We start from the raw sequence: 20,842 nt of genomic DNA on the forward strand, positions 1-20,842 counted from the left end.
ACTCCTCGCGCTCACCGGTCACCCCCCTCACTCGACTGCTGGACCGCCGTACGCCACGCCGGGCCGTACCACTGCTTGCCCAGACCCTCGTGATGCACCTGACCCTCGTGGTAACCCGCCCGAGCCAACGACTGCACCGCGTGCGACACCATCTCGTCCGACCCGCACACGTACACGTGCCGCGAACGCCAGTCCCCATCGGCCAACGCCCGGTCCACCGCGTACACGAACTCACCCGGGCGGTTCACGTCCGCGCCCACCACGTACGTCACCGTCAACCACGGATACGACGACGCCAACTTGTCGATCGCGTCGCTGTCGTAGAACTCGCTGCGCGACCGCGCACCCACGTACAGATCCACGCGACGACCCGACCCCTCCGCGGCGACCTGCTCCACCAGCGCCTTCACCGGCGCCCAGCCGGTGCCCGACGCCAGCAGCAACAGATCACTGGAACCCGCCGACCACAACGACAGGCGGTCCCCCACCGGAGCGGCCAGATGCACGCGGTCCCCCACCGCCGAGCCGTACACCAGCCGCGACGACACCGCGCCACCCGGCGCGGCCCGCACATGCAACTCCAGCGTGCCGTCCGCGCGTGGCGCGTTCGCCGGCGAGTAGTACCGCCACGACCGCACCGACGGATGCGACACCCCGATCGACTGACCCGGGGTGAACGGCAAAAGGTACTGCGGACGCACCGTCAACACCGCCACGTCGAACGCCCGCCGCTCATGGGCCACGATCTCGGCCACCCACCACGGCGGGTTCACCGCCTCGGCGGCCTGCGCCGCCTCCATCATCACCTGCGCGATCAGCCCGTACGCGGCAGCCCAGTCCTGGGCCAGCTCATCGGTCCACTGCTCGGCGAGGAAATGCTGCAACGTCGCCAGCAGCGCCTCACCGACCGCCGGATAGTGCTCCGCGCGGACCGCGAACTTACGGTGATCCGCGCCGAGGTCCTGCAGGAAACCCACCAGCCGATCGACCTGGTCCACGTGGGACACGATGTGACCCAACGCGGTGACCAGACGGTCCCGCTGCCCCGCCATGTTCGTGGGGAACATCTGCCGCGTCTCGGGATGCGCCAGAAACAACGTTGAATAGAAGTAGAGCGGCACCTCGTCGCCGTGCCCGGCGACGAGGGACCAACTCTGCTTGAGTCGGGCCGCGTCCACGCTCAGACGCCCGGACGCTCTCCGGTGGCCACCACCTGGTCCTGCACCTGCACCAGCACCGCCCGCACGTCGTCCTGCACGTCGGCCGGAACGCCCAGCTCGGCCAGCGTCGCGATCAGGTACTCACCCACCTTGGCGTAGTGCGCCACCGGAATGCCCAACGGCTGGTGCGCCTCGGCCAACCCGCGACCGGTGTACTCGTTCGGGCCGCCCAGCACCACCGTCAACATCAACGCCAGGTGCCGACGCTGACCCGTCATGTCCACAGTGGCGAAATAACCCGCCAACTCCGGATCGGCGAGCACCTTGTCGTAGAACAGCTCCACGGCCGCCTTCACCGAACTCGCACCGCCGATGCGGTCGTAATTCGAGGCTGGAGCGGTCTCTTCCGTAACCGTCACGGTCGTTCCTTCCGGGGTGACAGGTCGCGCGCGCGGTGACGCGCAGGGGCAACGGCCACCGACGCCACACCGTCATGCCACGGCGGCACGCCAGGGACCGTGACGGACCATAGCGTGCCCGCGACCTCCGGTCAGGGCCCCCCTATCGGTTTCCCGACAATTGACGCACACGCACCGTCATCACAAGGGAACCCGAAATCCACCGACGGCAACCAGAAGAGCACCGACAGTGTCCACAGTGGAATCGGCCACCCGGGGAACCCTCACCCGGACACCACGACCTGACCCACAGTCACCAGGCGGCCGCAGCCAAAAAGTCACCCGTATCAACGGACCGCACGCCAACGGACGCGCACCGCGACTCAGCCGGCCCGACGCCTCGCCCGCCGCGCCGCCAACTCGTCACCCACCGGATCCGACGAGGACTCCACCGCAGGCTCCGCCGGGCCGCTCGCCGCCGGCTCCGCCGGCAGATGCGACAACGACCCCTGAATCTCCTTGAACGCCCCACCGATCGCGATCCCGAAGACGCCCTGGCCACCCTGCAACAGGTCGACCACCTCCTCCGGAGACCGGCACTCGTACACCGTCGTCCCGTCGGAGATCAACGTGATGCCCGCCAGATCCTCCACACCACGCGACCGCAACGCCTCGATCGCCTTGCGGATGTTCTGCAGGGACACCCCCGCGTCCAACAACCGCTTCACGACCTTCAACACCACCAGATCGCGGAACGAGTACAACCGCTGCGTCCCCGAACCCGACGCGTCGCGCACACTCGGCACCACAAGCGTCGTCCGCGCCCAGTAATCCAACTGCCGGTAACTGATGCCCACCGCGTGGCAGGCCGTCACACCTCGGTAGCCCACCGAGCCGTCACCCTCAGTCGCCACACCCGGCGACGACGCGCCCGGCTCATCCACCTGTGTACCCGGATCAGGATCCTGCGGCTCATGCATCCGGACAACCTCCCCGTCAGTGCGGCGACGCATCGTTTCGTCCGACGCGCACCCCTCGACACGGCAACCCTAACGCCACCTTCAGGGGTTACCACGGAGGAACCGACGCGACACGCCGCGCAGCCACCGAGAAAGATCACCACCACGCGCCGACGTCACCCACCGTGACACCAACGCGGAACCGAAGCCGCTCAGCCCGCGAAATCCTCCGGACGCACCTGCTCCAGGAACTCGCGGAACTTCTCCACCTCATCCTCCTGCTCATCGGGGATAACGATCCCCGCCTCGCTGAGGACCTGCTCCGCACAACGAATCGGCGCACCGACGCGCAACGCCAACGCGATCGAATCGCTCGGCCGCGCCGACACCCGCACCCCATCGCCGATCAGGAGATCCGCGTAGAACACGTTCTCCTTCAGCTCGGTGATCTCCACCGCCTGCAACGGCGCCTGCAACGCCGCCAACACATCCCGCAAAAGATCATGCGTCAACGGACGGGCCGGCTTGACCCCCTGCTGCTCATAAGCGATAGCCGTGGCCTCGACCGCGCCGATCCAGATCGGCAGATAGCGGTCGCCCTCGACCTCCCTGAGCAGGACGATCGGCTGGTTGCTGGGCAGCTCCACCCGAACTCCGACCACGCTCAGCTCGCGCACCGCCGCCTCCGTGTCGTTGTCACCTACGCCGCACCGCGCCCTTCCCTGCACGGTACACGGACCGCAACACGGTCGTCCGATGCGCTACAGCACCACGCCCGCGCCAGAGAGGGGTTACCCCGGCAAGCCTACGGCACGCTTCGCAGAAGAGATCTTTCCGCTCCACCGCCACCTGCCGGGCACCCTCACCGACCCAACGTCGACCGCAGCCCCACCCGCACCAACGCCGCGTGCAACTGCTCCGACAACGCCACCAACTCCCGCGCCGTCTCCGCCGCCCGCGCCCGCGCCGCCGGATCACTCTGCCGCGCCAACGGCGCCACCAACTGCGCGAACAACCCGACCTCACGATCGGCCGCACTCCGGTAACCCCGCAGGTGCCGCGGCTCCAACCCGTACGCCGCCAAACCCGCCACCGCCGACGCGATGATCAACGCATCCGCGTCGTACCACCCCGGCGGATCCGACACCAGCACACCGAGCCGCTCCAACTCCACAAGCGTCGACTCGTCGATCCCACTGCGGGCCACCAGCTCAGCCCGGCCGAGCCGCACCTGCGACGACTCGGCCGGCTCCGCCGACTCCCGACCCGGCACCTCACCATCGGGCCCCACCGCGACCAACGCCGGCCGTGACCGCTCCGGCTGCTCGCCGGACGAATCCCACTGCGCCAACTGCTCACGGATCACCCGCAACGGCAGGTAGCGGTCCCGCTGCGCGGTCAGCACGAACCGCAACCGCGCCACATCGTCCCAGCTGTACTTCCGGTAACCCGCCGCCGTCCGCTGCGGCTCCACCAGCCCCTCGGCCTCGAGGAACCGCAGCTTCGAAATCGTCGTGTCCGGGAAATCCACCCGCAACTGCCCCAGCACCTCACCGATGCTCATCAGCGGCTGGGACCGGGCCGCCCCGGGTGGCGTGGAGGCCGCAGGCTCGTTCACCCCCGGCCGGCCTCCTCCTCCGGGCGCGGACCGGCGATGAACACCACCCGGAACTTACCGATCTGTACCTCGTCACCATTGCTCAACGTGGCCGCCTCGACCCGCTCACGATTCACGTACGTGCCGTTGAGGCTACCCACGTCCCGCACCGTGAACGTCCCACCATCACGGTGGAACTCCGCGTGCCGGCGCGACACCGTCACATCGTCGAGGAAGATGTCACTGTCCGGGTGCCGGCCACTGGTCGTCACATCGTGGTCCAACAGGAACCGGGCACCCGCATTCGGGCCGCGACGAACCACCAGCAGCGCCATACCCGGCGGCAACGAACCGGACATCCGGCTCGGCACCACATCGGTGTCCGGCCCTTCCAGCACTTCGTCGAGCGAGCCGAGATTGAGCGTCGAGGTGACGTCGAGTGGGGGGAACTCGTCGTCTGGGCGCGTCATGGGACCACCTCACGGATCTGTTCGGTCGGCGTCGGGTAATGGCGGGTCTGGCCGCCGGGCGCTCGTCCACCCGGCGGCTGGCTCCCCGTGCCCGGGAAGGCAATTCCACAACGCTCAACTAATGGGTTCTTCTCGGTCGACTGGGCGAGCCTAGCCAGCGCCGAAATGCAGGGCAACCGGACGCGCGCAGACATCCCGCACACCGGATCAAGCACACTCAGCCTTCGGTGATCTTCTGGTACGCGCCCGCCGTCAGCAACCCGTCCGTCGCCGTCGGATCGTTCGGCGTGATCTCCACCAGCCAACCCGCACCGTACGGATCCGTGTTGATCAGCTCAGGAGTGTCACCCAGCGCGTCGTTACGCGCCGCCACCGTGCCCGCAACCGGCGCGTAGATCTCCGACACACTCTTGGTCGACTCGATCTCACCCAGCGAGTCACCGACCGCGACGGCCGCACCCACCTCCGGCAACTGCACGTACACGATGTCACCCAACGCGTCCTGCGCGAAGTGCGTAATGCCGACCCGCACCGAGCCGGTACCGTCACCCGCCACCCACTCATGCTCGGCGGTGTATCGCAGATCCTCGGGAATCACCAGACGCGTCCTTCATCCATCGGTGCCCCGGACCACCCGGGCCCGGCGCGGCCGCGCCGGTCAGGAGACCGGACGGGCGTGTTCCTACTTGGTCGGCACGTGCAGCGCCGAAACCTCGGCAACCTCACGCTCCCCAAACGTCACGTTACCGCCGTCACCCCGGACCGACGCGACCACCCCACCAGGAATGTTCAACGCCGTACGCATCGTCGCCGGATCACCGATCACCGTGATGGTGAACGGACCCGTCAACCGACGCCCCTCCACCACCAACGACCCGTTGTCCCCGTCAAGGAAGTACGTCGATGCGATCACCCGCACCGTCTCCCGGTCACCACCGGAGATCTGCATCGCCTCCGCGCCCGCGCCCCGCAACTCCTGCACCGCGTCCAACACCCGGTCCGCAGTGATCGGCTTGATCCCGTTGCTGGAGAACTGCACAGTCAACCCCGGACCCACCGCCGGCAACGTACCCGCCAGAATCCCCAGCTCGTCCGCCCGACGAGTCGCCTCGTCCAACGCCGCCTGCCGACCCTGCGCACCCGAGGCCAACTGCCGCTGACTGTCCTCCAACGCCCGAATGTCCTGCTGGAGACGGTTCTCGCGCGCATCCAGATCCGACAGGATCCGCACCAGGTCCTCCTGACGCGTCGCCCCCAACGTCGGATCCGTCGACGTCGTCCTCAACTGCACGACGAGCGTGAACCCCAGCAACGCCAACAACGCCGCGATCATCACCCCGGCCGCGCTGAACCGCGACCGCACCGACGCCGCGGGGGCCGACTCCACCACCGGCTCGTCCGCCGGCTCAGCCGGACGCGACATCGCGCTCAGGTCCACCGTCGCGCCGTCATCGACCGGGGCCACCCCGGGCTCCGCGTCCGGCGACTCCGGCTCCTCCGTCGGACCGTGCGGCGCCAACGGACTCAACTCGTCCGGGTCCGGCGCGTCCGGCCGCGGATCCGGCTCACCAGCCGGCCCACCCGGCCGCCCCGGCCCCGCCGGCTGCGGCCAACCCGTCCCCGTCTCCGCCTGCTCGTCGCTCATCGCTGTCAAACCTACGCCCGGAACAGGTGCCGACGGATCGCCGCCACATTCCCGAAGATCCGCACACCCAGAACGACCACCACACCTGTGGACAACTGCCCGCCCACCCCCAACTGATCCCCCAGATACACGATCAGACCAGCCACCAGCACGTTCGAGATGAACGACACCACGAACTGCTTGTCGTCGAAGATGCGGTCCAACTTCGCCCGCACCCCACCGAACACCGCGTCCAATGCGGCGACCACCGCGATCGGCAGGTACGGCTGCAACGCCGCCGGCACCGTGGGATCAAGCCACACGCCCAGCACCACACCGGCGAGCAACGCCAGCACCGCGATCATCCGCCACCTCCGGAAGGACTAGCGGTCCCCGGCGAACCCGACGACCCAGGACTGCCGGACCGGACACCCGACCCAGAAGGGCTCGGACTGACCGACGGCTTGGCGTAGCGTAGCTGCGGCTCCGGAGCCGCCGGCAGGGTGAGGTCCTCCGCCTTGCGCACACCGAACGACAGGCCGGTCTTCTGCGCGACCTCCCGCATCACCGCCGCGTTCCGGCTGTCCTCGAACTTGCGCCGCATCGACCCCGGCCCGATCGCCGACACCTCGTACGGCCCCGTCACCGGCCGGAAATCCACCAGGATCGCCTCGCCCGCCGTCCGGATCGTCGACGTCGACGTCAACCGCTGCCCATTGATCGAGATCGCCTCCGCGCCGGCGCTCCACAACGCGTTCGCCACACCCTGCAGATCGCTGTACAGCACCTGCGACGGCCCCGCGCCCTTACCGGTCACCGCGTCCGCGTTGCCCGGCGCGTCCGCCAGGCGCACCACCACACCGTCACCCCGCACCCGGCCGAGCCCGGTGACCGCCTCCAGTTCCCGCAGACGGGCCGCGGTCGACCCGCTCAACGCCGCGTCCCGCTGGCGGCTGACCTCCTCGCGCAGCTGGTCCGCGCGCGCCGACAACCGGTCGGTCTGGCCCTCCCGCTCCTTGATCTGCGCCACCAACCCGGAGCGGGCCTGGGCACGCCCCGGCTCGTCCGCCATCGTCTGGCGGTACGCCACCGCGAACAGGAAGCCCAGCACCACCACCACGACCAGACTGACCGACCGCGCCGGCCAACCCGGGGACGCGTCGTCCTGCGACGACGCCGCCCGCCGGCGCGCGGCCGCCGCGTCCGCGTACCCCGGATCCAGGGGGTTGCGGAACAGTTCGGTGAGGAAGTCCGGGGCGTACACCCGATCCGTGCGGGGACGCTCCGGCGGCGTCGCGCTCACGTGGCCGCTCCCGGGCCGCGCGCCGCGCGCACCAGCCGCGCCGCCTGCACCACGTACATGGCGCCGGCCACCCAGTAGAGCACCAGCCCCCACCAGGCCAGCCCCCAGCCGATCGCGGCCGTGGCCGTCGCCGCCGCACTCCACTCGGTGGCCAGCAACAGCACCGGGAACGCCGCGAGCAGCAGGAACGTGGCGGTCTTGCCCACGTAGTGCACCGGCGGCGGCCCGTACCCGTAGCGGCGCAACACCGCCAGCGAGCCGAGCAACAGCGCCTCCCGGGCCAGCAGCGCCGCCGTGAACTGCCACGGCACCACCTCCCGGGCCGTGAAGGCGAGCAGCGTGGCGAGGATGTAGAGCCGGTCGGCGAGGGGGTCGAGCAGCTCTCCGAGCCGGCTCACCTGACGCAGCCGGCGCGCGATCCAACCGTCGACCCAGTCGGTGGTGCCGCCGATGGCCAGCACCACCACCGCCGCCACGTCCGCGCGGGCCACCAGGAACAGATAGAGGAACAGGGGTACGCCCAGCAGGCGCCCGAAGCTGATCAGGTTGGGCAGGGTGAGCACCTGGTCGCCGGGAGCCTGGTCGCCGGTGTCCCGCGGATGCTCTGCCCGAGCCGGCCGACGCGACACCGAACCTCCTCCACCGCACGCCCCGACGCCAGACCGTGAACGGGCGCGGCGGAGGTCGTACGCGCTGTCGGGCCGGCAACCGCCGGCTCCCCTGCGGCCCCGGGATGGGACCTCTGCCCTGATGCGGCCCGTGATCTCGATGATCACGGGCCGGCTGAGTGCGCTGCCACTATATCGGGCTCCCCCGCGCTCCTCGGCCGCCGCCGCGTGCCGTTGGTGCGGCTGTGCCGCACTGTGGCGTGGATCACCACGCTTAAGGCGTCCTAGGATACTAGTGGAAGGAGCGTGGCGGTTCAGGCCGTCTGAACCGCCTGATCGCTCTGCTGCTCCGGCACCGTCTGCGTCGCCGCGCGACCGAAGGCGAGCAACGACAGCAACAGATCGTGCTGCATCCGCGGGGGCATCCTGTCCAGCACTGCCTGCACCGCGCGCTGGCGCCGCTCCGCCAGCTCCCGCAGCAGGGTCAGGGCGGCGGCGGTCGGCACCAACCGCACCTCCCGCCGGTCGCGCGGGTCGGCCACCCGGCGCAACAGACCGGTCGCCTCCAGCCGATCGCAGAGACGGCTGGCCGAGGAGGGCACCACGTCCAGCAACTCCGCGAGGCCGTTGACGTTGGTCTCCTGCCGGCCGCTGATCAGCATCAGCACCCGCAGCTGCGTCGGTGGCACCTGATGCCGCGACGCCGCCGAGTCGAGCACGGCGATCAGCGTTTCGGCGGCCGCGTCGATCGCCGAGGCGAGATCCCCAGGTCGCTCCACCCGATGTCCCCTGCCGTCGTCGCGCTGGTGCCCGCCCGGCGCGGCGGCGGCGACTCTCATCCGCCGTCCCGCTCACGCGGACCATGCCAGTCGAGGCAGACGACGACGGCGTCGTCGCGCAAATCGGAATCCGCGTGGTAGGCGTGTAGTTCGCGCATCACCGTACCAACCGCCTCGGTCGCCGGCTGCAACCGTGTGGCCCGTAGGGATCGGGCCATCATCCGCTGCCCGTACGGCTCCCGCCCCGCCGGCTCGGCCGCCCACACCCCGTCGCTGACGACGAAGACCCGTTCACCCGGCGCGAGCGTGAACTCCTGCAGCTCGTAGCGGGTCTCGGCGAACATGCCCAACGGCAGTTGCTGCTCCAGCTTCACCGGCTCGACGGTCGCGCCACGCATCCGCAGCAGGTGCGGCGAACCGGCGTCGACCGCGCGCACCCGCCCGGTGCGGATGTCCAGCTCGAGCAGCAGCGTGGCCACGTGCCGACGCCCCCGGTGCTGGTAGTAGACCGTGTCCGAGGCCAGCTCCGCCTGCTCCACGAGGCCACCGCCGGAGCGGCGGGCGTTGCGCATCGCGTTCACCGTGACCGCCGTCAGCAGCGACGCGGCCAGGCCGGTGCCCTCGCCGTTGAGCACCGTCAGGGTGAGCCGGTCACCGTCCAACGACCAGTCGAAGTGGTCCCCGCCGACGGTGTACGCCGGTTCCAACTGCCCGGCCAGGTGAAAGGCGCGGTGCGACACGCTGCGACCGGGCAGCAGGTCCCACTGCATCTCGGCGGCCATGCTGAGCCGCTCGCGGCGACGGGCCCGGCGATAGCGGTCGGTCTCGCGGTCCGCTGCCCGCATCGCCACCGCCAGGTCGCCGGCGATGTCGGTGGCGTGGCCGGTGACCGCCGGGCCCGGGACGGTCGGCAGCTCGATGAGCAGCACACCCAGCCGCTCCCCCCACACCGTCAGGGGCAGGTAGAGCCGGCACGCGCCGTCGTCCAGCCCGTCGCGCACCGGCTGCTGGCTGGAGAAGCAGCGCTGCGCCACGGTGTGCCGGGCCAGGGCTCCGGCCGCCGGCAGGTCGGGATCCAACACCGGCCAGAGACCGCTGATCCGGTAGTCGGCGACGAACACGTCGGTGCGCAACGCGCCCAACGCCGACCGGATCGCCCGGTCCGCCGCTTCCGCCAGCTGGTCGGGCGCGGCCTCGCGCAGCGCGCGCGACACCCCGTCCGGCGCGTCCACCATGGTTGGTCGTCCCTCCAGAAACTTGCTACAGGGCAAGCATCATACGGACGCCCCCGGACAACCGGTCGTCGCGGGTCAGTCGGCGCCCCGTGTCGCCAGCACGCCGTGAAAGGCGTCCGGCACGTCGGCGGGCGGGCCGGCGGGCCGCCACCGGTGGACCGGGACGATCCCGTCCGCCGTCGGCGTCCACCTACCGAGCAGCGGGGCGAACGCCGCCGGGGGACGCATCCGGAACGCCGGCCCCATCATCGCCAGCGCCTGCGGGTGGGCGGCCAACTCCTCGGTGTCGAAGTCCACGGCCAGCAGGCTCCCCGGCGCCGCTGCGGCGTACAGCTCGTCGAGGGTGCGCGTGAGCGTGGCGTCGTCGAGGAACGCGGCGAGCCCGAGGAAGACCACCCCCACCGGCCGCCGCCCCCACCCCGGGACGAATCGGTGCAGCTGGGCCGGGTCGACAGTGCCGATGTCCGTGGCGTCGCCGTAGCCGTAGCCCGCCCGGTCGCTGTCGGCGAGGATCCGCTGCCCCAGCCGGATGGTGACCGGGTCGACGTCGGTGTAGAGCACGGTGGCCTCGGCGGCGACCTCGTGCACGTTGCCCATCGTCGGCACGCCCGCGCCGAACACCAGGAACCCGTCCACGCCCTGCTCGGCCATCGCCCGCACCGCCCGGCCGAGGAACGCCCGCAGCTCCCGAAAGACCGGCGCGCACGGCCCGTACGCCTGCTCGAAGGCGCCCGCCGCGGCCACGTCGACGTCGAAGTGGTGCTCCCCGCCGAGCCAGAAGTTGATCATGCGGGCGGTGCTCGGCTCGTCCGGTTCACCCATCGACGACGCTCCTCCCCGTCCGGTCGCCGCCAGCGTACCGACCCGGGCCCGACCGGCGGTATCGCTCCGCCGCGCCGCCACGCCCGCGATACTGGCCCGGCGGGAGGTGACACGGGTGAACTCGGCGGACAGCGCGGCGGTGGTGGTCGGCGTGGACGGCTCGGAGTCGTCCCTGCGCGCGGTGCGCCTGGCCGCCGCCGAGGCCGTCCGCCGGCACCGACCGCTGCGGGTGGTGCACGGGTTCATCTGGCCGCTGCTGCACGTGCCGGTCTCCCCCGCTCCCGACGCGCCGCCCGGCGCCGGACTGCGCCACCGGGCCGAGGAGCTGGTGGCCGCCGCAGTGGCCGAGGCCGAGGCGACCACACCCGGGCTCACGGTCGCCGGTGAGATCATCGACGGCGAGGCCTCCGCCGTGCTGGTGGGTGAGTCCCCCACCGCCGCGCTCATCGTGCTCGGCGACCGCGGGCTGGGCGGCTTCTCCGCGCTGGTCGTCGGCTCGGTGGCGGTGCAGGTCTGCGCGTACGCCGACTGCCCGGTGCTCGTCGCCCGCGGCGACCAACGCCCCGACGAGCCGGTGCTGGTGGCGATGGACGGCTCGGCGGCGTCCCGGCTCGCCGCCGACTTCGCCGCCGAGACCGCCGTGGCGCGCGGCGTGCCGCTGCGCGCGGTGCACGCCTACCGGCACCCCGGCAGCAGCGGCCCCGGTGACATGCAACCCCTGGTGTACGACGAGGCGCAGCTGCACGCTGAGCAGGAGCGGATGCTCACCGGCTGGCTGGACGGGCTGACCGATCGCCACCCGGGGCTGCGGCTGACCTGGCGGGCGACGCACGGGCGCACCGGCGCGGTGCTCGCCGAGGCGTCCCGTTCCGCCCAACTGATGGTCGTCGGGGGGCAGGGGCGCGGCGAGGTGACCGGCCTGCTGCTGGGGTCGGTGAGTCAGTCGGTGCTGCACCACGCCCGGTGCCCGGTCGCCGTGGTGCGCGGCCCCCGCTGACCCCCGGGGTTGGCCCGCCGCGAGACGGGTAGACGGCCGCGGTACGCCAACGGCGACGAAGGAGGCAGCAGATGCCAGGACCACGGCCGGGCAGCAACGCGTACGACAAGCAGCGGGCGCGGTTGCGCAACGCGATCGACGACTCCGGACGACGGGTGCCCGACGGCAAGGCCAACCAGGTAGCGAACCGGATCCTGCAGGAGGATCGCGGCCAACGGGGCGTCGTACGCGGCGAGCGCACCTACGGACCCAAGAGTGAACGCGAACCGGGCGATCCGAAGTGAGGGGGGTCGACCTGGCCGACGGCGCCATCGCGGGCGCCGTCGGCACCACCGCGCTCAACGTGGTCGGCTACCTGGACATCGCCCTGCGGGCACGAGCGGCGAGCAGCACACCGGAGCAGACAGTCGACCGGCTGGCCGGCATCGCGCACGTGGACCTGGGGTCGGGGCCCCGGGCGGCGAACCGCCGCTCGGGGCTCGGGGCCCTGATCGGCTACGGGCTGGGCATCGCCGCCGGCGTGGCGTTCGCGCTCTACGCCGGTGGGCGCCGCCAGCCACTGCCGATGGCCACCGGCGTGCTCGGCGCCGGGGTCATGACGATGACCGACGGGTCCATCACCGTGCTGGGGATCAGCGATCCGCGCACCTGGGGGCGCTCCGACTGGATCTCCGACATCGTCCCGCACCTGGCGTACGGACTGACGGCCGCCGCCACCTGGAACAGGTTGCGGCGGCCGTCAGGTCACGCTCGTTAGGCCCGGGTGTCGCTGTCGTCCTCGGCGACCGGCTCACCCGCCGGGCCGTACGGCGACACCTGGCCCTTGGGCACCGGTCGACCCTGGTCACCCCGCGAGGTACCACGGTTGGCCGGGTGCCCGCCCGGGGCGGGGCCCTTGTTGTCCTGGCTGGTCCCACCGAGTGCGTTGCGCCGGAACTCCTGCTGCTGCGGGTTCGTCACGAGGTGTCTCCCCTCCGGGTACGGCAGACGGCATCGACCGCCTCCACCGTGCGCATACCCGCCCCGCCCGAGGGCATTCCGGCCCCGGTCACACGTGGGAGGGCTAGCCGGTCGCGGGGTGGGTACGCACGAGGTGTGGGTGACGATGAAGCGGTGGTGCGGGTCCTGTTGGACCGGCGCAGCCACACGTACGCCGAGGAGGCCGGTATCCGGCTCTCCGACCGCCCGGGCCCGCTGTACCAGCTGCTGGTGCTGGCCACCCTGCTGAGCACCCGGATCCGGGCGTGCGTGGCTGTCGACGCCGCGCGGGAGCTGTTCGCGGCCGGCTACCGCACACCGCAGGCGATGGAGGCGGCGAGCTGGCAGCAGCGGGTCGACGCGCTGGGCCGCGGACACTACCGCCGCTACGACGAGCGCACCGGCACCATGCTCGGCACCGGCGCCCGGCTGTGCCTGGACCGCTGGCACGGCGACCTGCGGCGCCTGCACCGGGACGCCCAGGGTGACCCGGCCGGGCTGCGCCGACGGCTCACCGAGTTTCCCGGCATCGGGCCCACCGGCGCCGACATCTACCTGCGCGAGGCCCAGACGGTGTGGTCCGACCTGCGCCCGTACGCCGACCGTCGGGCCCTCGCCGGCGCGAAGCGGCTGGGCCTGCCGGGCTCACCGGACCGGTTGGCCTCGCTGGTCGACGAACCGGACTTCGGTCGGCTCGCCTCGGCGCTGGTGCGGGTGGCGCTCGGCGAGGAGTCCGCCGGCGAGGTCACCCGCGTCGCCGCCGGGTGAGGCGCTCACTTGACTGTCTTGTCGCCCGGCCGGGTCAGGTGCCACACGCCGAGCGCGGCGAGCAGCGCCAGGACGATGACCCCGCCGGAGAGGCCGCGGCCCTCCTCGGGGCTGCGGCCCGCGCTGCCGAAGTAGATCACCGCGAGACCGGCGAGCACGGTGACGAACGTACGCAACCCTCGGTCCTTCACGTACCGCACGCTAGGCGAGGAGCATCCGCTGGGCGGCTTTTCGTGGGTCTTGTCCCTCTTCTGGGCGACGCGCTCACGTTTCGGTGACGAAGCCGAGCAGCCGCACCCGCCGCACCGCCCGGTCGGCGACCTCCACCACCTCGATGGTCAGGCCCGGCAACCGCACCGTCTCGCCCGGCTCACCCGGCAGGTGCCCCAACCGCGCCAGCACCAGCCCCGCCACGGTCGTGTACTCCCGCGACAGCGGGAAGCTCAGTCGCACCCCCAGATCGGGCAGGTCGTGCAGGGGAAAGTCACCGGGCACCAGCAGCGACCCGTCCGGCTCCCGGGCCACGTCCCGCACGTCGCGGTCGGTCTCGTCGTACAACTCGCCGACGACCTCGGCCAGCAGGTCCTCCAGCGTGACGATGCCGTCGATGCCGCCGTGCTCGTCGACGACGAGGGCCAGTTGCTGGTGTTCCTGGCGCAAGCGGCGCAACGCGTCGGCCACCGGCAGGGTGACCGGCAGCAGCAACGGCGACCGGACCCGCTCCCCCACCGTTCCGGTGCCGGCCCGCACCAGATCGCGGATGTGCACCACGCCGGTCACCTCGTCCAGACCGCCGGGGCCGGTCACCGGGGCGCGGGACCGGCCCGCGGCGGCCAGCAGGCGTACCCCCTCGTCGGCGGCCAGGTCGGTCGGCAGCGTCGTCACGTCCCGGCGGGCCACCAGGATCTCCCGCAGCGTCCGGCCGGCGATGTCGAACGCGCCGGTCAGGATCTCCCGCTGCTGCGCCGACAGGCCACGCTGACTGACCAGCATCTCCCGCAACTCCTCCTCGGTCATCTCCTCCCGGCTGGCCCGGGGGTTCCCGCCGGCGAGCCGGACCACCACGTCGGTGGCCGAGCTGAGCAGCCACACCGCCGGGCGGGACACCCGGGCGAGCAGGTCCAGCGGCCCGGCGCTGAGCAACGCCCACCGCTCGGCCCGCTGCATGGCGAGGCGTTTGGGCGCCAACTCGCCCAGCACCAACGTGACGAAGGTCAGCGCCACGGTCACCAGCAGCACCGCGGCCGGTCGGGCCGCCGCGCCGAGGAAACCCAACGGGCCGACCAACGGCTGGGCGAGCGACACCGCCGCGGCAGCCGAGGCGAGGAACCCGGCCAGGGTGATGCCGAGCTGGATGGTGGCCAGATAGCGGTTCGGGTCCCGGGAGAGCCGGACCAGCCGGTCACCGGCGCGGGTCCGCCGACCCAACCGGCGCAGCTGCCCCTCCCGCAGCGTCACCAGCGCCATCTCGCTGCCCGAGAGCGCGGCGTTGACCAGCACCAGCACGGCCACCAGCGCCAACTGCCCCAGCTGACCGCCCACCGCCCACCCCCGTTGACCGCCTCAGGTCACCTAACCGCAGCGCACCCGGCTCCGGGTCCCGTTTCCGGCCGGGGGCGCTCAGTCGACCTCCAGGTCGTCCAGCGAGATCGAGTGGGTCATCAACCACCGGGCCAGCGCCGACATGCCGAACAGCCACAGCGGCACCGACTCGGTGGGGCCGTTGGTCGCGTAGATGGCAAACCGCAGATCCGGCGCGCGGTACGCCTCGATCCGCCACTGGTGCTGCCGGTCCCGCCAGATGGCCGAAGGGTCCATGGCGTCACCGTAGGTGACCGCCGACGGTCGGGGGGCCCGGTTAGCCCGGCACCACCGAGCCGCCGAACAGAGCACGCGCCACCGACACCAACAGGACGATGCCGACCCCGGCGAGCAGCAGCCAACCGGCGCCGCGCCACCCCGAGCCGCGAACGGCCGGCGGCACCGGCGGCGGTCGCCAGATCTCACGGTACGACCAGGCCAGCACGCCCACCCCGAACGGCAGGAGTCCGATCCAGTACCAGAACCACCGGTTGCCGACCAGCGGCGGGGCGCCAACGGCCAGCCGGACCAGCCACAGCAGGGTCACCGCGCCAGCGAGCAGCCCGGCGGCGTCGGCGAGCCGGTGCGCGACAGCGCCGGCCGACTGCCACGGACCCGCCGACGCGGCCAGTCTCGCGTCCAACCCGGTGGGTCGATCCGTCGACTGCGACCCGGTGGGCTCCGCCTGCTCCTCGGGCGGCTCGACGAGGGCGTACCGGACGTGGCCGTTCGGCACGCTCCAGGCGATCATCGCGCCCTGCGGGTCGTACCGCGGCTGCGGTCGGCTGCCCCAGTACGCGTCGTCGTCGGCCCAGCCCGACGCCCGTTGGAAGGTCACCACCCGGCCCGCCGCCAGATCCCGGTCGAGCTGGCCCGCCGTCGCCTCGCGGGGCGCCACCCACCATGCCAGTGCGGCCCACAGCACCCACAGCAGCGGCAACCCCCAGCGCAGCGCGATCGAAACGACACCACGCCACCGGTCACCAAACGGCCGCGAGACGGACGGGGACGCGGACAGCTCGGCCATCGCTCCACCCTGGCAGCCCGCCGCAATCCCGGCCGCCCCCGACCATCGCGGGTGGCGCGCTCAGGTGACGACGACCCGGGCGTCGTCTGGAAGGCGGCGGGTGGCGCCGCGACGGTCCAGCAACTCCAGCAGCGGCACCGCCACCCGGCGGGTGGTGTCCAACGCCTGCCGGGCCGCCGACAGGGTGAACGGCTGCGGCAACGCGGCCAGCACGGTGACCGCCGCGTCCAGCGCATCGGGCAGCAGCACCACGGTGTCGGCCAGCCGCAGCAGCGCGCCGGCGCGCACCGCCGCACCGATCTCCCGCGGGCCCAGGCCCAGGTCGACGAGGCGGTCCGCCTCGGGGGCGCGGAACGGCCGGTCGGCGTACTCGGCGCGGACCCGCTGCACGGCCCGGGCCACCGGCTCCGGCAGGGTGTCGACGGCGGCCGTGCCGATCCGCCCCGCGTGGACCCGCAGCGGCGGGCGGATCAGCGCCTCGACCAGCGCCCGGTCGGGCAGGGCGAGGCGTTGACGCAACGCGTCCACCGGCATGCCGGGCTCCAACGGGTGCTCCCGGGCGTACCGGCCGACCTCGTCGGTGAGCTGCTCGCCGAGCCGCCGCCAGTGCGCGGGGTCGGCCAGCCAGTCACCGGCCACCGGTGTGGCCTGCACCGGCACACCCATCCGCCGCAGCGCGCCGGCCCGCACCAGCCGACGGCGGCGCAGCTCACCGGCCAGGTCGGGTCGACCGTCGAGGTCGGCCAGAACCGCCGCGCGGGCGGCAGCCGCGCCCCGGCGCGACAGCGGCGGAGGCGCCACGTCGAGGACCCGGACGCCACCAGCGACGTGGTGTCGGCCGGGATCCCGCAGCAATGCCCGGTCGCCGACCAGCAGCGGCAACGGGCGGGCCAGCCGCAGCCGGACGGTGTCCGCGCCGAGTGGCCGTACCCGCACCGGCACCGCCGCCGACCCCACGTGCAGGGTGAGTGTGGCGGGCAGGTCGGCGGCCGGGTCGCCGGTGAGCCGTACGTCGATGACGTCGGTGTGGTGGAACCGGCCCGGGGTGAGCAGCGCGTCGCCGCGGCCGAGCCGGTCACGGGGCGTACCACGCAGGTTGACCGCCACCCGGGCCACGGCCGCCGCCTCCGGACGGGCCTCGCCGAGGGAGTGCAGGCCCCGAATCCGGACCGGTTCGTCGGCCCCGGCCAGCTCCAACTCGTCGCCGACGCGCAACCGGCCCGCGCCCAGCGTGCCGGTGACGACCGTGCCGCTGCCCCGGACGGTGAAGCTGCGGTCCACCCAGAGGCGCACCGGCGCGTCCACTGTGGGGGCGGGCAGCCGGGCGGTGAGCCGGTCCAGCGCGGCGCGCAGCTCCGGCAGGCCGGCGCCGGTCAACCCGCTGACCGCCACCGTCTCCACCGCGCCGAGGCTGCTCGCCGCGATCTCGGCGCGGGCCCGCTCCGCCGCCGGCGCGGGGTCGGCCAGGTCCGCGCGGGTCACCACCAGCAGGCCGTACCCGACGCCGAGCGCGTCGAGCGCGGCCAGGTGCTCCGCGGACTGCGGCATCCACCCCTCGTCGGCGGCGACCACGAGCAGCGCGGCCGGCACCGGGCCGACCCCCGCGAGCATGTTCGGCACGAACCGCTCGTGCCCGGGCACGTCGACGAAGGCGATGGTCGCGCCGGACGGCAGCGTCGTCCAGGCGAAACCCAGGTCGATGGTCATGCCCCGGCGGCGTTCCTCGGCCCACCGGTCGGGTTCCATCCCGGTGAGCGCCCGGACCAGTGTCGACTTGCCGTGGTCGACGTGCCCGGCGGTGGCGACGACGAACATGATCAGTCGTCCCCTCCGACGCGCAGCACGGCCGCCAGGACGGCCTCGTCGGCGTCGGCTGGCACACAGCGCAGGTCGAGCAGGAGCCGGCCCCGCACCACCCGGCCGAGCACCGGCTGCTCGCCGGTGCGCAGCGGCACGGCGTACCGCTCGGGCAGGCTCAGCGCCCACGAGTCCAGCTCGACGCCGGGGGCGCCGCCGCCGCCGACCACGGCGACGGCCGGGACGACCTCCGCCTTGCACCCGTCGGCGCCGAGCCGGTCCCGCAGCAGCTCCACCCGGCGGCGCAGGGCGGCCGGGTCGGCGTGCAGCGCGGTCCGCGTCGGCGTGTCCGGGCGGTGCAGGGTGGCGGCCAGCGCGGCCAGGGTCAGCTTGTCCACCCGCAGCGCCCGGGCCAGCGGGTGGCGGCGCAGCCGTTCGACAAGCGCGGCGTCGCCGAGCAACAGGCCGGCCTGGGGGCCGCCGAGCAGCTTGTCGCCGCTCGCGGTGACCAGTGCCGCGCCGGCGCGCAGGGTGCCGGCCGCGTCCGGCTCGTCGGGCAGCAGCGGATCCGGCGCGAGCAGCCCGGAGCCGATGTCGGCCACCACCGGCACGTCGAGCGTGGCCAGGTGGCGCACCGGTGTGGCCGAGGTGAAGCCGGTGATCTGGAAGTTCGACGGGTGCACCTTGAGCACGAAGCCGGTCTGCGGGCCGACGGCCGCGGCGTAGTCGTCGAGCGTGGTGCGGTTGGTGGTGCCCACCTCGCGCAGGCGGGCGCCGGTGCTCTCCAGCAGGTCCGGCAGGCGGAAGCCGTCGCCGATCTCGACCAGCTCGCCCCGGCTGACCACGATCTCCCGACCGGCGGCCAGCGCGGTGGCGGCCAGCACCAGCGCGGCGGCGCCGTTGTTGACCACGTGCACGGCGGCGGCGTCCGGCACGGCGGCGGCCAGCGCGTCCATCGCGTCCCGGCCGCGGCGCGCGCGTCGTCCCGTGCGCAGGTCCAGCTCGACGTCGGTGTGTCCGGCGGCCGCCACGACCGCGGCGACTGCGGTCGGTGACAGCGGCGCCCGACCCAGGTTGGTGTGCAGCACGACGCCTGTGGCGTTGAGCACCGTACGCGGACCGGGGGCGGGCAACCCGGCGACCACGGCGTCGGGGACCTCGTCGGGCTCGATCTCGCCACGACGGGCCCGCTCCTGCGCCTGGACGACGGCGGCCTTGACCCGGTCCCGGCCGAGGGTCGCGACGGCCTCCGCCAGCCGCGGGTCGGCGAGCAGCGTGTCGGTGCGGGGCACCCGGCGTCGCGGGTCCACGCTGCCGTCACGCATCGCTCACTCCTGCCGCCGTTGGCGGAGACGGACGGGAATCGAACCCGCCTGGCCCGGGTCCCGGACCACACCGGTTTTGAAGACCGGGAGGGGCACCAGCCGCCTGAACGCCTCCGTCGGACATTCGATCACAACGCCGAAGCGGCCGCTCAGTCAGCCGCCGGATCCACCCCGGTCCGTCGAGCGTTCACCCGCTCGCGTTGCGGCACCACCGTGTAGCGGGGGTCGCGCGCCGACGCGACGCCACCGTAGAAGATGCCGAACCGGGTGGCCACTGACGCGGCCAGCAACGCGGCCCCGGACAACGCGCCCGCCGCGCGGCTGCGCCGGCCGAGCAGCGCCCCGGCCACCCCGGCGGCGGTCAGCAGCCGACCGGCGCGCAGCAGCCGACCGGGTCGCCCCGACCGGTAGGGCTCGCTGAGCAGCCCCAGGCGGGTCTCCACCCGGTGCGCGCCGTACAGTTCCAGGGCCGCGCCGGCCACCGCCATGCGGCGGGCCGGTCCTGCCTGCGCGGGTGGCGCGGCGAGCAGACCCACGCCGGCGCCGCTGGCCAGCGCGCTGCCCGCGAAGATGACCGGCAACTCGGGGTACGCCTCATGCCACGACGGCACCGCCGTGTCGGCGAGCAGCACCCCGGTGTACGTGGCCAGCGCCGGCGCGGTGGCGGCGGCGACGAGCCCGGCGGCGTGCCCGACCGGCGGCAGTGCCCGGCCAGCCACGCCGAGCAGCCCGCGGCGGGGCAGCAGGCCGGCGCCCTCGGCGATCGCGGCGACCCCGGCGGCCGGTCCGAACGCGGTGAGGATCCAGGTGCCCACCGACATCGGCGAGGTCGGTTTCGCCACCCGCAGCATGTGGTGGAACCGCTGCGGCCGGCCCAGGTCGCGGATCAGGAAGACGGCGCTGGCGCTGACGGCGCCCAGCGCGGTGACCCGACCGGCGCGGCGCAGCACCGGCCGGCCGGTGAGCTGCCCTCCCGCGGCGAGCAGCGACGAGCCGGCGGCCAGCCCGCCGGTGAACAGGTACGCGGCGATGTCCCACTTCCAGACCGGCGCCTTGAGGATGGGCCGACCGTAGTAGGACGTGAACTCGGCCTCCGGAACCCGCAGCTCCTCGCCGCCGCCGCGACCGCGCCGCCGACCCGACCGCCGGGCCGGGTCGCCGCCGGACGATCGCGCGACGGCGTCACCGCCGGACTGCCGTGCGGCCATCTCGTCGCGGGCGTCGGTGAACCGGCGGAACCGATCGCCCACCGGCTGTCGCTCCGGGCTCACGACGATCCTCCGACGACGAACGCGGCGACGGTCGCCGCCGTCATGGCCAGCGCGGCGAGGCCGGCGCGTTTCCACATCGCCGGCAGATCCCGCGTCGTCACCACCGGATCCGGCGGCAACCCGTACACCTCCGGCTCATCCAA

The 20,842-nt window shown here is 73.0% G+C and carries 26 protein-coding genes, 1 tRNA gene and 1 pseudogene; 4 read left to right on the forward strand and 24 right to left on the reverse strand.

Annotated features, from left to right (window positions below; all coding sequences use genetic code 11):
* Positions 1-11 precede the first annotated feature (11 nt).
* From AB0B97_RS04485 to AB0B97_RS04550, 14 genes are all read right to left on the reverse strand, one after another.
* Entirely contained in the window at positions 12-1,178 is a 1,167-nt protein-coding gene (locus AB0B97_RS04485) for a globin domain-containing protein (RefSeq protein ID WP_357490542.1), read from the reverse strand.
* A gap of 2 nt (positions 1,179-1,180) precedes the next feature.
* The gene (locus AB0B97_RS04490; RefSeq protein WP_308195378.1) at positions 1,181-1,579 is read right to left on the reverse strand and encodes a group 1 truncated hemoglobin; all 399 of its coding nucleotides are present in this window, start codon (positions 1,577-1,579) and stop codon (positions 1,181-1,183) included.
* A 362-nt stretch (positions 1,580-1,941) separates the two neighbouring features.
* A complete protein-coding gene (locus AB0B97_RS04495; RefSeq protein ID WP_357490544.1) occupies positions 1,942-2,538 on the reverse strand; it encodes a MerR family transcriptional regulator in 597 nt (198 codons plus the stop codon).
* A gap of 191 nt (positions 2,539-2,729) precedes the next feature.
* Entirely contained in the window at positions 2,730-3,194 is a 465-nt protein-coding gene (locus AB0B97_RS04500; protein WP_007460347.1) for a bifunctional nuclease family protein, read from the reverse strand.
* 185 nt (positions 3,195-3,379) lie between these two features.
* Positions 3,380-4,081 (reverse strand): MerR family transcriptional regulator, encoded by a 702-nt coding sequence (locus tag AB0B97_RS04505; RefSeq protein WP_234586290.1) that lies wholly within the window; start codon positions 4,079-4,081, stop codon positions 3,380-3,382.
* 50 nt (positions 4,082-4,131) lie between these two features.
* Positions 4,132-4,584 carry an FHA domain-containing protein gene (locus tag AB0B97_RS04510; protein WP_007071101.1) on the reverse strand — a complete coding sequence of 151 codons (453 nt, stop codon included), beginning with the start codon at positions 4,582-4,584 and terminating at the stop codon, positions 4,132-4,134.
* A gap of 217 nt (positions 4,585-4,801) precedes the next feature.
* The gene (gene gcvH / locus AB0B97_RS04515; protein WP_234586125.1) at positions 4,802-5,182 is read right to left on the reverse strand and encodes a glycine cleavage system protein GcvH; all 381 of its coding nucleotides are present in this window, start codon (positions 5,180-5,182) and stop codon (positions 4,802-4,804) included.
* Positions 5,183-5,266: 84 nt separating this feature from the next.
* Positions 5,267-6,229, reverse strand: a complete 963-nt coding sequence (locus tag AB0B97_RS04520) for a DUF881 domain-containing protein (protein WP_357490546.1) — start codon at positions 6,227-6,229, stop codon at positions 5,267-5,269.
* An 11-nt stretch (positions 6,230-6,240) separates the two neighbouring features.
* Entirely contained in the window at positions 6,241-6,573 is a 333-nt protein-coding gene (locus AB0B97_RS04525) for a small basic family protein (RefSeq protein ID WP_007460356.1), read from the reverse strand.
* Positions 6,570-7,511 (reverse strand): DUF881 domain-containing protein, encoded by a 942-nt coding sequence (locus tag AB0B97_RS04530; RefSeq protein WP_357490548.1) that lies wholly within the window; start codon positions 7,509-7,511, stop codon positions 6,570-6,572. Before AB0B97_RS04530 ends, AB0B97_RS04525 begins: the two co-directional genes overlap by 4 nt.
* On the reverse strand, positions 7,508-8,140 hold the full coding sequence (locus tag AB0B97_RS04535) for a CDP-alcohol phosphatidyltransferase family protein (RefSeq protein ID WP_234586119.1): 633 nt from the start codon (positions 8,138-8,140) through the stop codon (positions 7,508-7,510). The genes AB0B97_RS04530 and AB0B97_RS04535 overlap by 4 nt, the downstream gene beginning before the upstream one ends.
* Positions 8,141-8,433: 293 nt before the next feature.
* Positions 8,434-8,898: a MarR family transcriptional regulator gene (locus AB0B97_RS04540; RefSeq protein WP_357490632.1), complete on the reverse strand. Its 465-nt coding sequence runs from the start codon at positions 8,896-8,898 to the stop codon at positions 8,434-8,436.
* A 56-nt stretch (positions 8,899-8,954) separates the two neighbouring features.
* Positions 8,955-10,133 (reverse strand): PP2C family protein-serine/threonine phosphatase, encoded by a 1,179-nt coding sequence (locus AB0B97_RS04545; protein ID WP_357490550.1) that lies wholly within the window; start codon positions 10,131-10,133, stop codon positions 8,955-8,957.
* Positions 10,134-10,208: 75 nt separating this feature from the next.
* Positions 10,209-10,955, reverse strand: coding sequence for an SAM-dependent methyltransferase (locus AB0B97_RS04550; RefSeq protein WP_357490552.1), 747 nt, complete (start codon positions 10,953-10,955; stop codon positions 10,209-10,211).
* 115 nt (positions 10,956-11,070) lie between these two features.
* Here AB0B97_RS04550 and AB0B97_RS04555 point away from each other — a divergent pair, with 115 nt between their 5' ends.
* From AB0B97_RS04555 to AB0B97_RS04565, 3 genes are all read left to right on the forward strand, one after another.
* Positions 11,071-11,952, forward strand: coding sequence for a universal stress protein (locus tag AB0B97_RS04555; RefSeq protein ID WP_357490554.1), 882 nt, complete (start codon positions 11,071-11,073; stop codon positions 11,950-11,952).
* A 71-nt stretch (positions 11,953-12,023) separates the two neighbouring features.
* Positions 12,024-12,236 (forward strand): phosphatidylethanolamine-binding protein, encoded by a 213-nt coding sequence (locus AB0B97_RS04560; RefSeq protein ID WP_088948250.1) that lies wholly within the window; start codon positions 12,024-12,026, stop codon positions 12,234-12,236.
* Positions 12,233-12,709 (forward strand): hypothetical protein, encoded by a 477-nt coding sequence (locus tag AB0B97_RS04565; RefSeq protein ID WP_234586111.1) that lies wholly within the window; start codon positions 12,233-12,235, stop codon positions 12,707-12,709. Before AB0B97_RS04560 ends, AB0B97_RS04565 begins: the two co-directional genes overlap by 4 nt.
* On the opposite strand, the gene AB0B97_RS04570 is transcribed toward AB0B97_RS04565, so the two are convergent.
* Positions 12,706-12,912 (reverse strand): hypothetical protein, encoded by a 207-nt coding sequence (locus tag AB0B97_RS04570; protein WP_234586106.1) that lies wholly within the window; start codon positions 12,910-12,912, stop codon positions 12,706-12,708. The genes AB0B97_RS04565 and AB0B97_RS04570 overlap by 4 nt on opposite strands.
* Positions 12,913-13,047: 135 nt before the next feature.
* On the opposite strand from AB0B97_RS04570, the gene AB0B97_RS04575 reads away from it, so the two are divergent.
* A complete protein-coding gene (locus AB0B97_RS04575; RefSeq protein WP_357490557.1) occupies positions 13,048-13,698 on the forward strand; it encodes a hypothetical protein in 651 nt (216 codons plus the stop codon).
* A gap of 5 nt (positions 13,699-13,703) precedes the next feature.
* Here the strand turns inward: AB0B97_RS04575 and AB0B97_RS04580 are convergent, their stop codons facing one another.
* The 9 genes and pseudogenes from AB0B97_RS04580 to AB0B97_RS04620 all read right to left on the reverse strand — a co-directional run.
* On the reverse strand, positions 13,704-13,889 hold the full coding sequence (locus AB0B97_RS04580) for a hypothetical protein (protein WP_234586346.1): 186 nt from the start codon (positions 13,887-13,889) through the stop codon (positions 13,704-13,706).
* A 73-nt stretch (positions 13,890-13,962) separates the two neighbouring features.
* Entirely contained in the window at positions 13,963-15,240 is a 1,278-nt protein-coding gene (locus tag AB0B97_RS04585; RefSeq protein WP_357490559.1) for a hemolysin family protein, read from the reverse strand.
* Positions 15,241-15,318: 78 nt separating this feature from the next.
* Positions 15,319-15,516 carry a hypothetical protein gene (locus tag AB0B97_RS04590; protein ID WP_234586099.1) on the reverse strand — a complete coding sequence of 66 codons (198 nt, stop codon included), beginning with the start codon at positions 15,514-15,516 and terminating at the stop codon, positions 15,319-15,321.
* 40 nt (positions 15,517-15,556) lie between these two features.
* Positions 15,557-16,306, reverse strand: coding sequence for a hypothetical protein (locus AB0B97_RS04595; RefSeq protein ID WP_357490561.1), 750 nt, complete (start codon positions 16,304-16,306; stop codon positions 15,557-15,559).
* 60 nt (positions 16,307-16,366) lie between these two features.
* The gene (gene selB, locus AB0B97_RS04600) at positions 16,367-18,121 is read right to left on the reverse strand and encodes a selenocysteine-specific translation elongation factor (protein WP_357490563.1); all 1,755 of its coding nucleotides are present in this window, start codon (positions 18,119-18,121) and stop codon (positions 16,367-16,369) included.
* Positions 18,122-18,123: 2 nt separating this feature from the next.
* A complete protein-coding gene (gene selA / locus AB0B97_RS04605; protein ID WP_357490565.1) occupies positions 18,124-19,428 on the reverse strand; it encodes an L-seryl-tRNA(Sec) selenium transferase in 1,305 nt (434 codons plus the stop codon).
* A 19-nt stretch (positions 19,429-19,447) separates the two neighbouring features.
* A tRNA-Sec gene (locus AB0B97_RS04610) sits at positions 19,448-19,543 on the reverse strand.
* 34 nt (positions 19,544-19,577) lie between these two features.
* Positions 19,578-20,699 carry an NrfD/PsrC family molybdoenzyme membrane anchor subunit gene (gene nrfD / locus AB0B97_RS04615; protein WP_357490567.1) on the reverse strand — a complete coding sequence of 374 codons (1,122 nt, stop codon included), beginning with the start codon at positions 20,697-20,699 and terminating at the stop codon, positions 19,578-19,580.
* A pseudogene (locus AB0B97_RS04620) lies at positions 20,696-20,842 on the reverse strand (4Fe-4S ferredoxin); the annotation flags it as partial. The pseudogene AB0B97_RS04620 and the gene nrfD, both read right to left, overlap by 4 nt.

This window comes from Micromonospora sp. NPDC049004 (assembly GCF_040649315.1).
In the GTDB taxonomy this organism is placed as follows: domain Bacteria; phylum Actinomycetota; class Actinomycetes; order Mycobacteriales; family Micromonosporaceae; genus Micromonospora.

Excerpts from the sequence above, each read along its gene's own strand:
- AB0B97_RS04495 (WP_357490544.1), bottom strand. The coding sequence starts at position 2,538 with ATGCATGAGCCGCAGGATCCTGATCCGGGTACACAGGTGGATGAGCCG.
- AB0B97_RS04505 (WP_234586290.1), bottom strand. The coding sequence starts at position 4,081 with ATGAGCATCGGTGAGGTGCTGGGGCAGTTGCGGGTGGATTTCCCGGAC.
- AB0B97_RS04510 (WP_007071101.1), bottom strand. The coding sequence starts at position 4,584 with ATGACGCGCCCAGACGACGAGTTCCCCCCACTCGACGTCACCTCGACG.
- AB0B97_RS04520 (WP_357490546.1), bottom strand. The coding sequence starts at position 6,229 with ATGAGCGACGAGCAGGCGGAGACGGGGACGGGTTGGCCGCAGCCGGCG.
- AB0B97_RS04525 (WP_007460356.1), bottom strand. The coding sequence starts at position 6,573 with ATGATCGCGGTGCTGGCGTTGCTCGCCGGTGTGGTGCTGGGCGTGTGG.
- AB0B97_RS04545 (WP_357490550.1), bottom strand. The coding sequence starts at position 10,133 with ATGGTGGACGCGCCGGACGGGGTGTCGCGCGCGCTGCGCGAGGCCGCG.
- AB0B97_RS04550 (WP_357490552.1), bottom strand. The coding sequence starts at position 10,955 with ATGGGTGAACCGGACGAGCCGAGCACCGCCCGCATGATCAACTTCTGG.
- AB0B97_RS04560 (WP_088948250.1), top strand. The coding sequence starts at position 12,024 with ATGCCAGGACCACGGCCGGGCAGCAACGCGTACGACAAGCAGCGGGCG.
- AB0B97_RS04590 (WP_234586099.1), bottom strand. The coding sequence starts at position 15,516 with ATGGACCCTTCGGCCATCTGGCGGGACCGGCAGCACCAGTGGCGGATC.
- AB0B97_RS04595 (WP_357490561.1), bottom strand. The coding sequence starts at position 16,306 with ATGGCCGAGCTGTCCGCGTCCCCGTCCGTCTCGCGGCCGTTTGGTGAC.
- selB (WP_357490563.1), bottom strand. The coding sequence starts at position 18,121 with ATGTTCGTCGTCGCCACCGCCGGGCACGTCGACCACGGCAAGTCGACA.
- selA (WP_357490565.1), bottom strand. The coding sequence starts at position 19,428 with ATGCGTGACGGCAGCGTGGACCCGCGACGCCGGGTGCCCCGCACCGAC.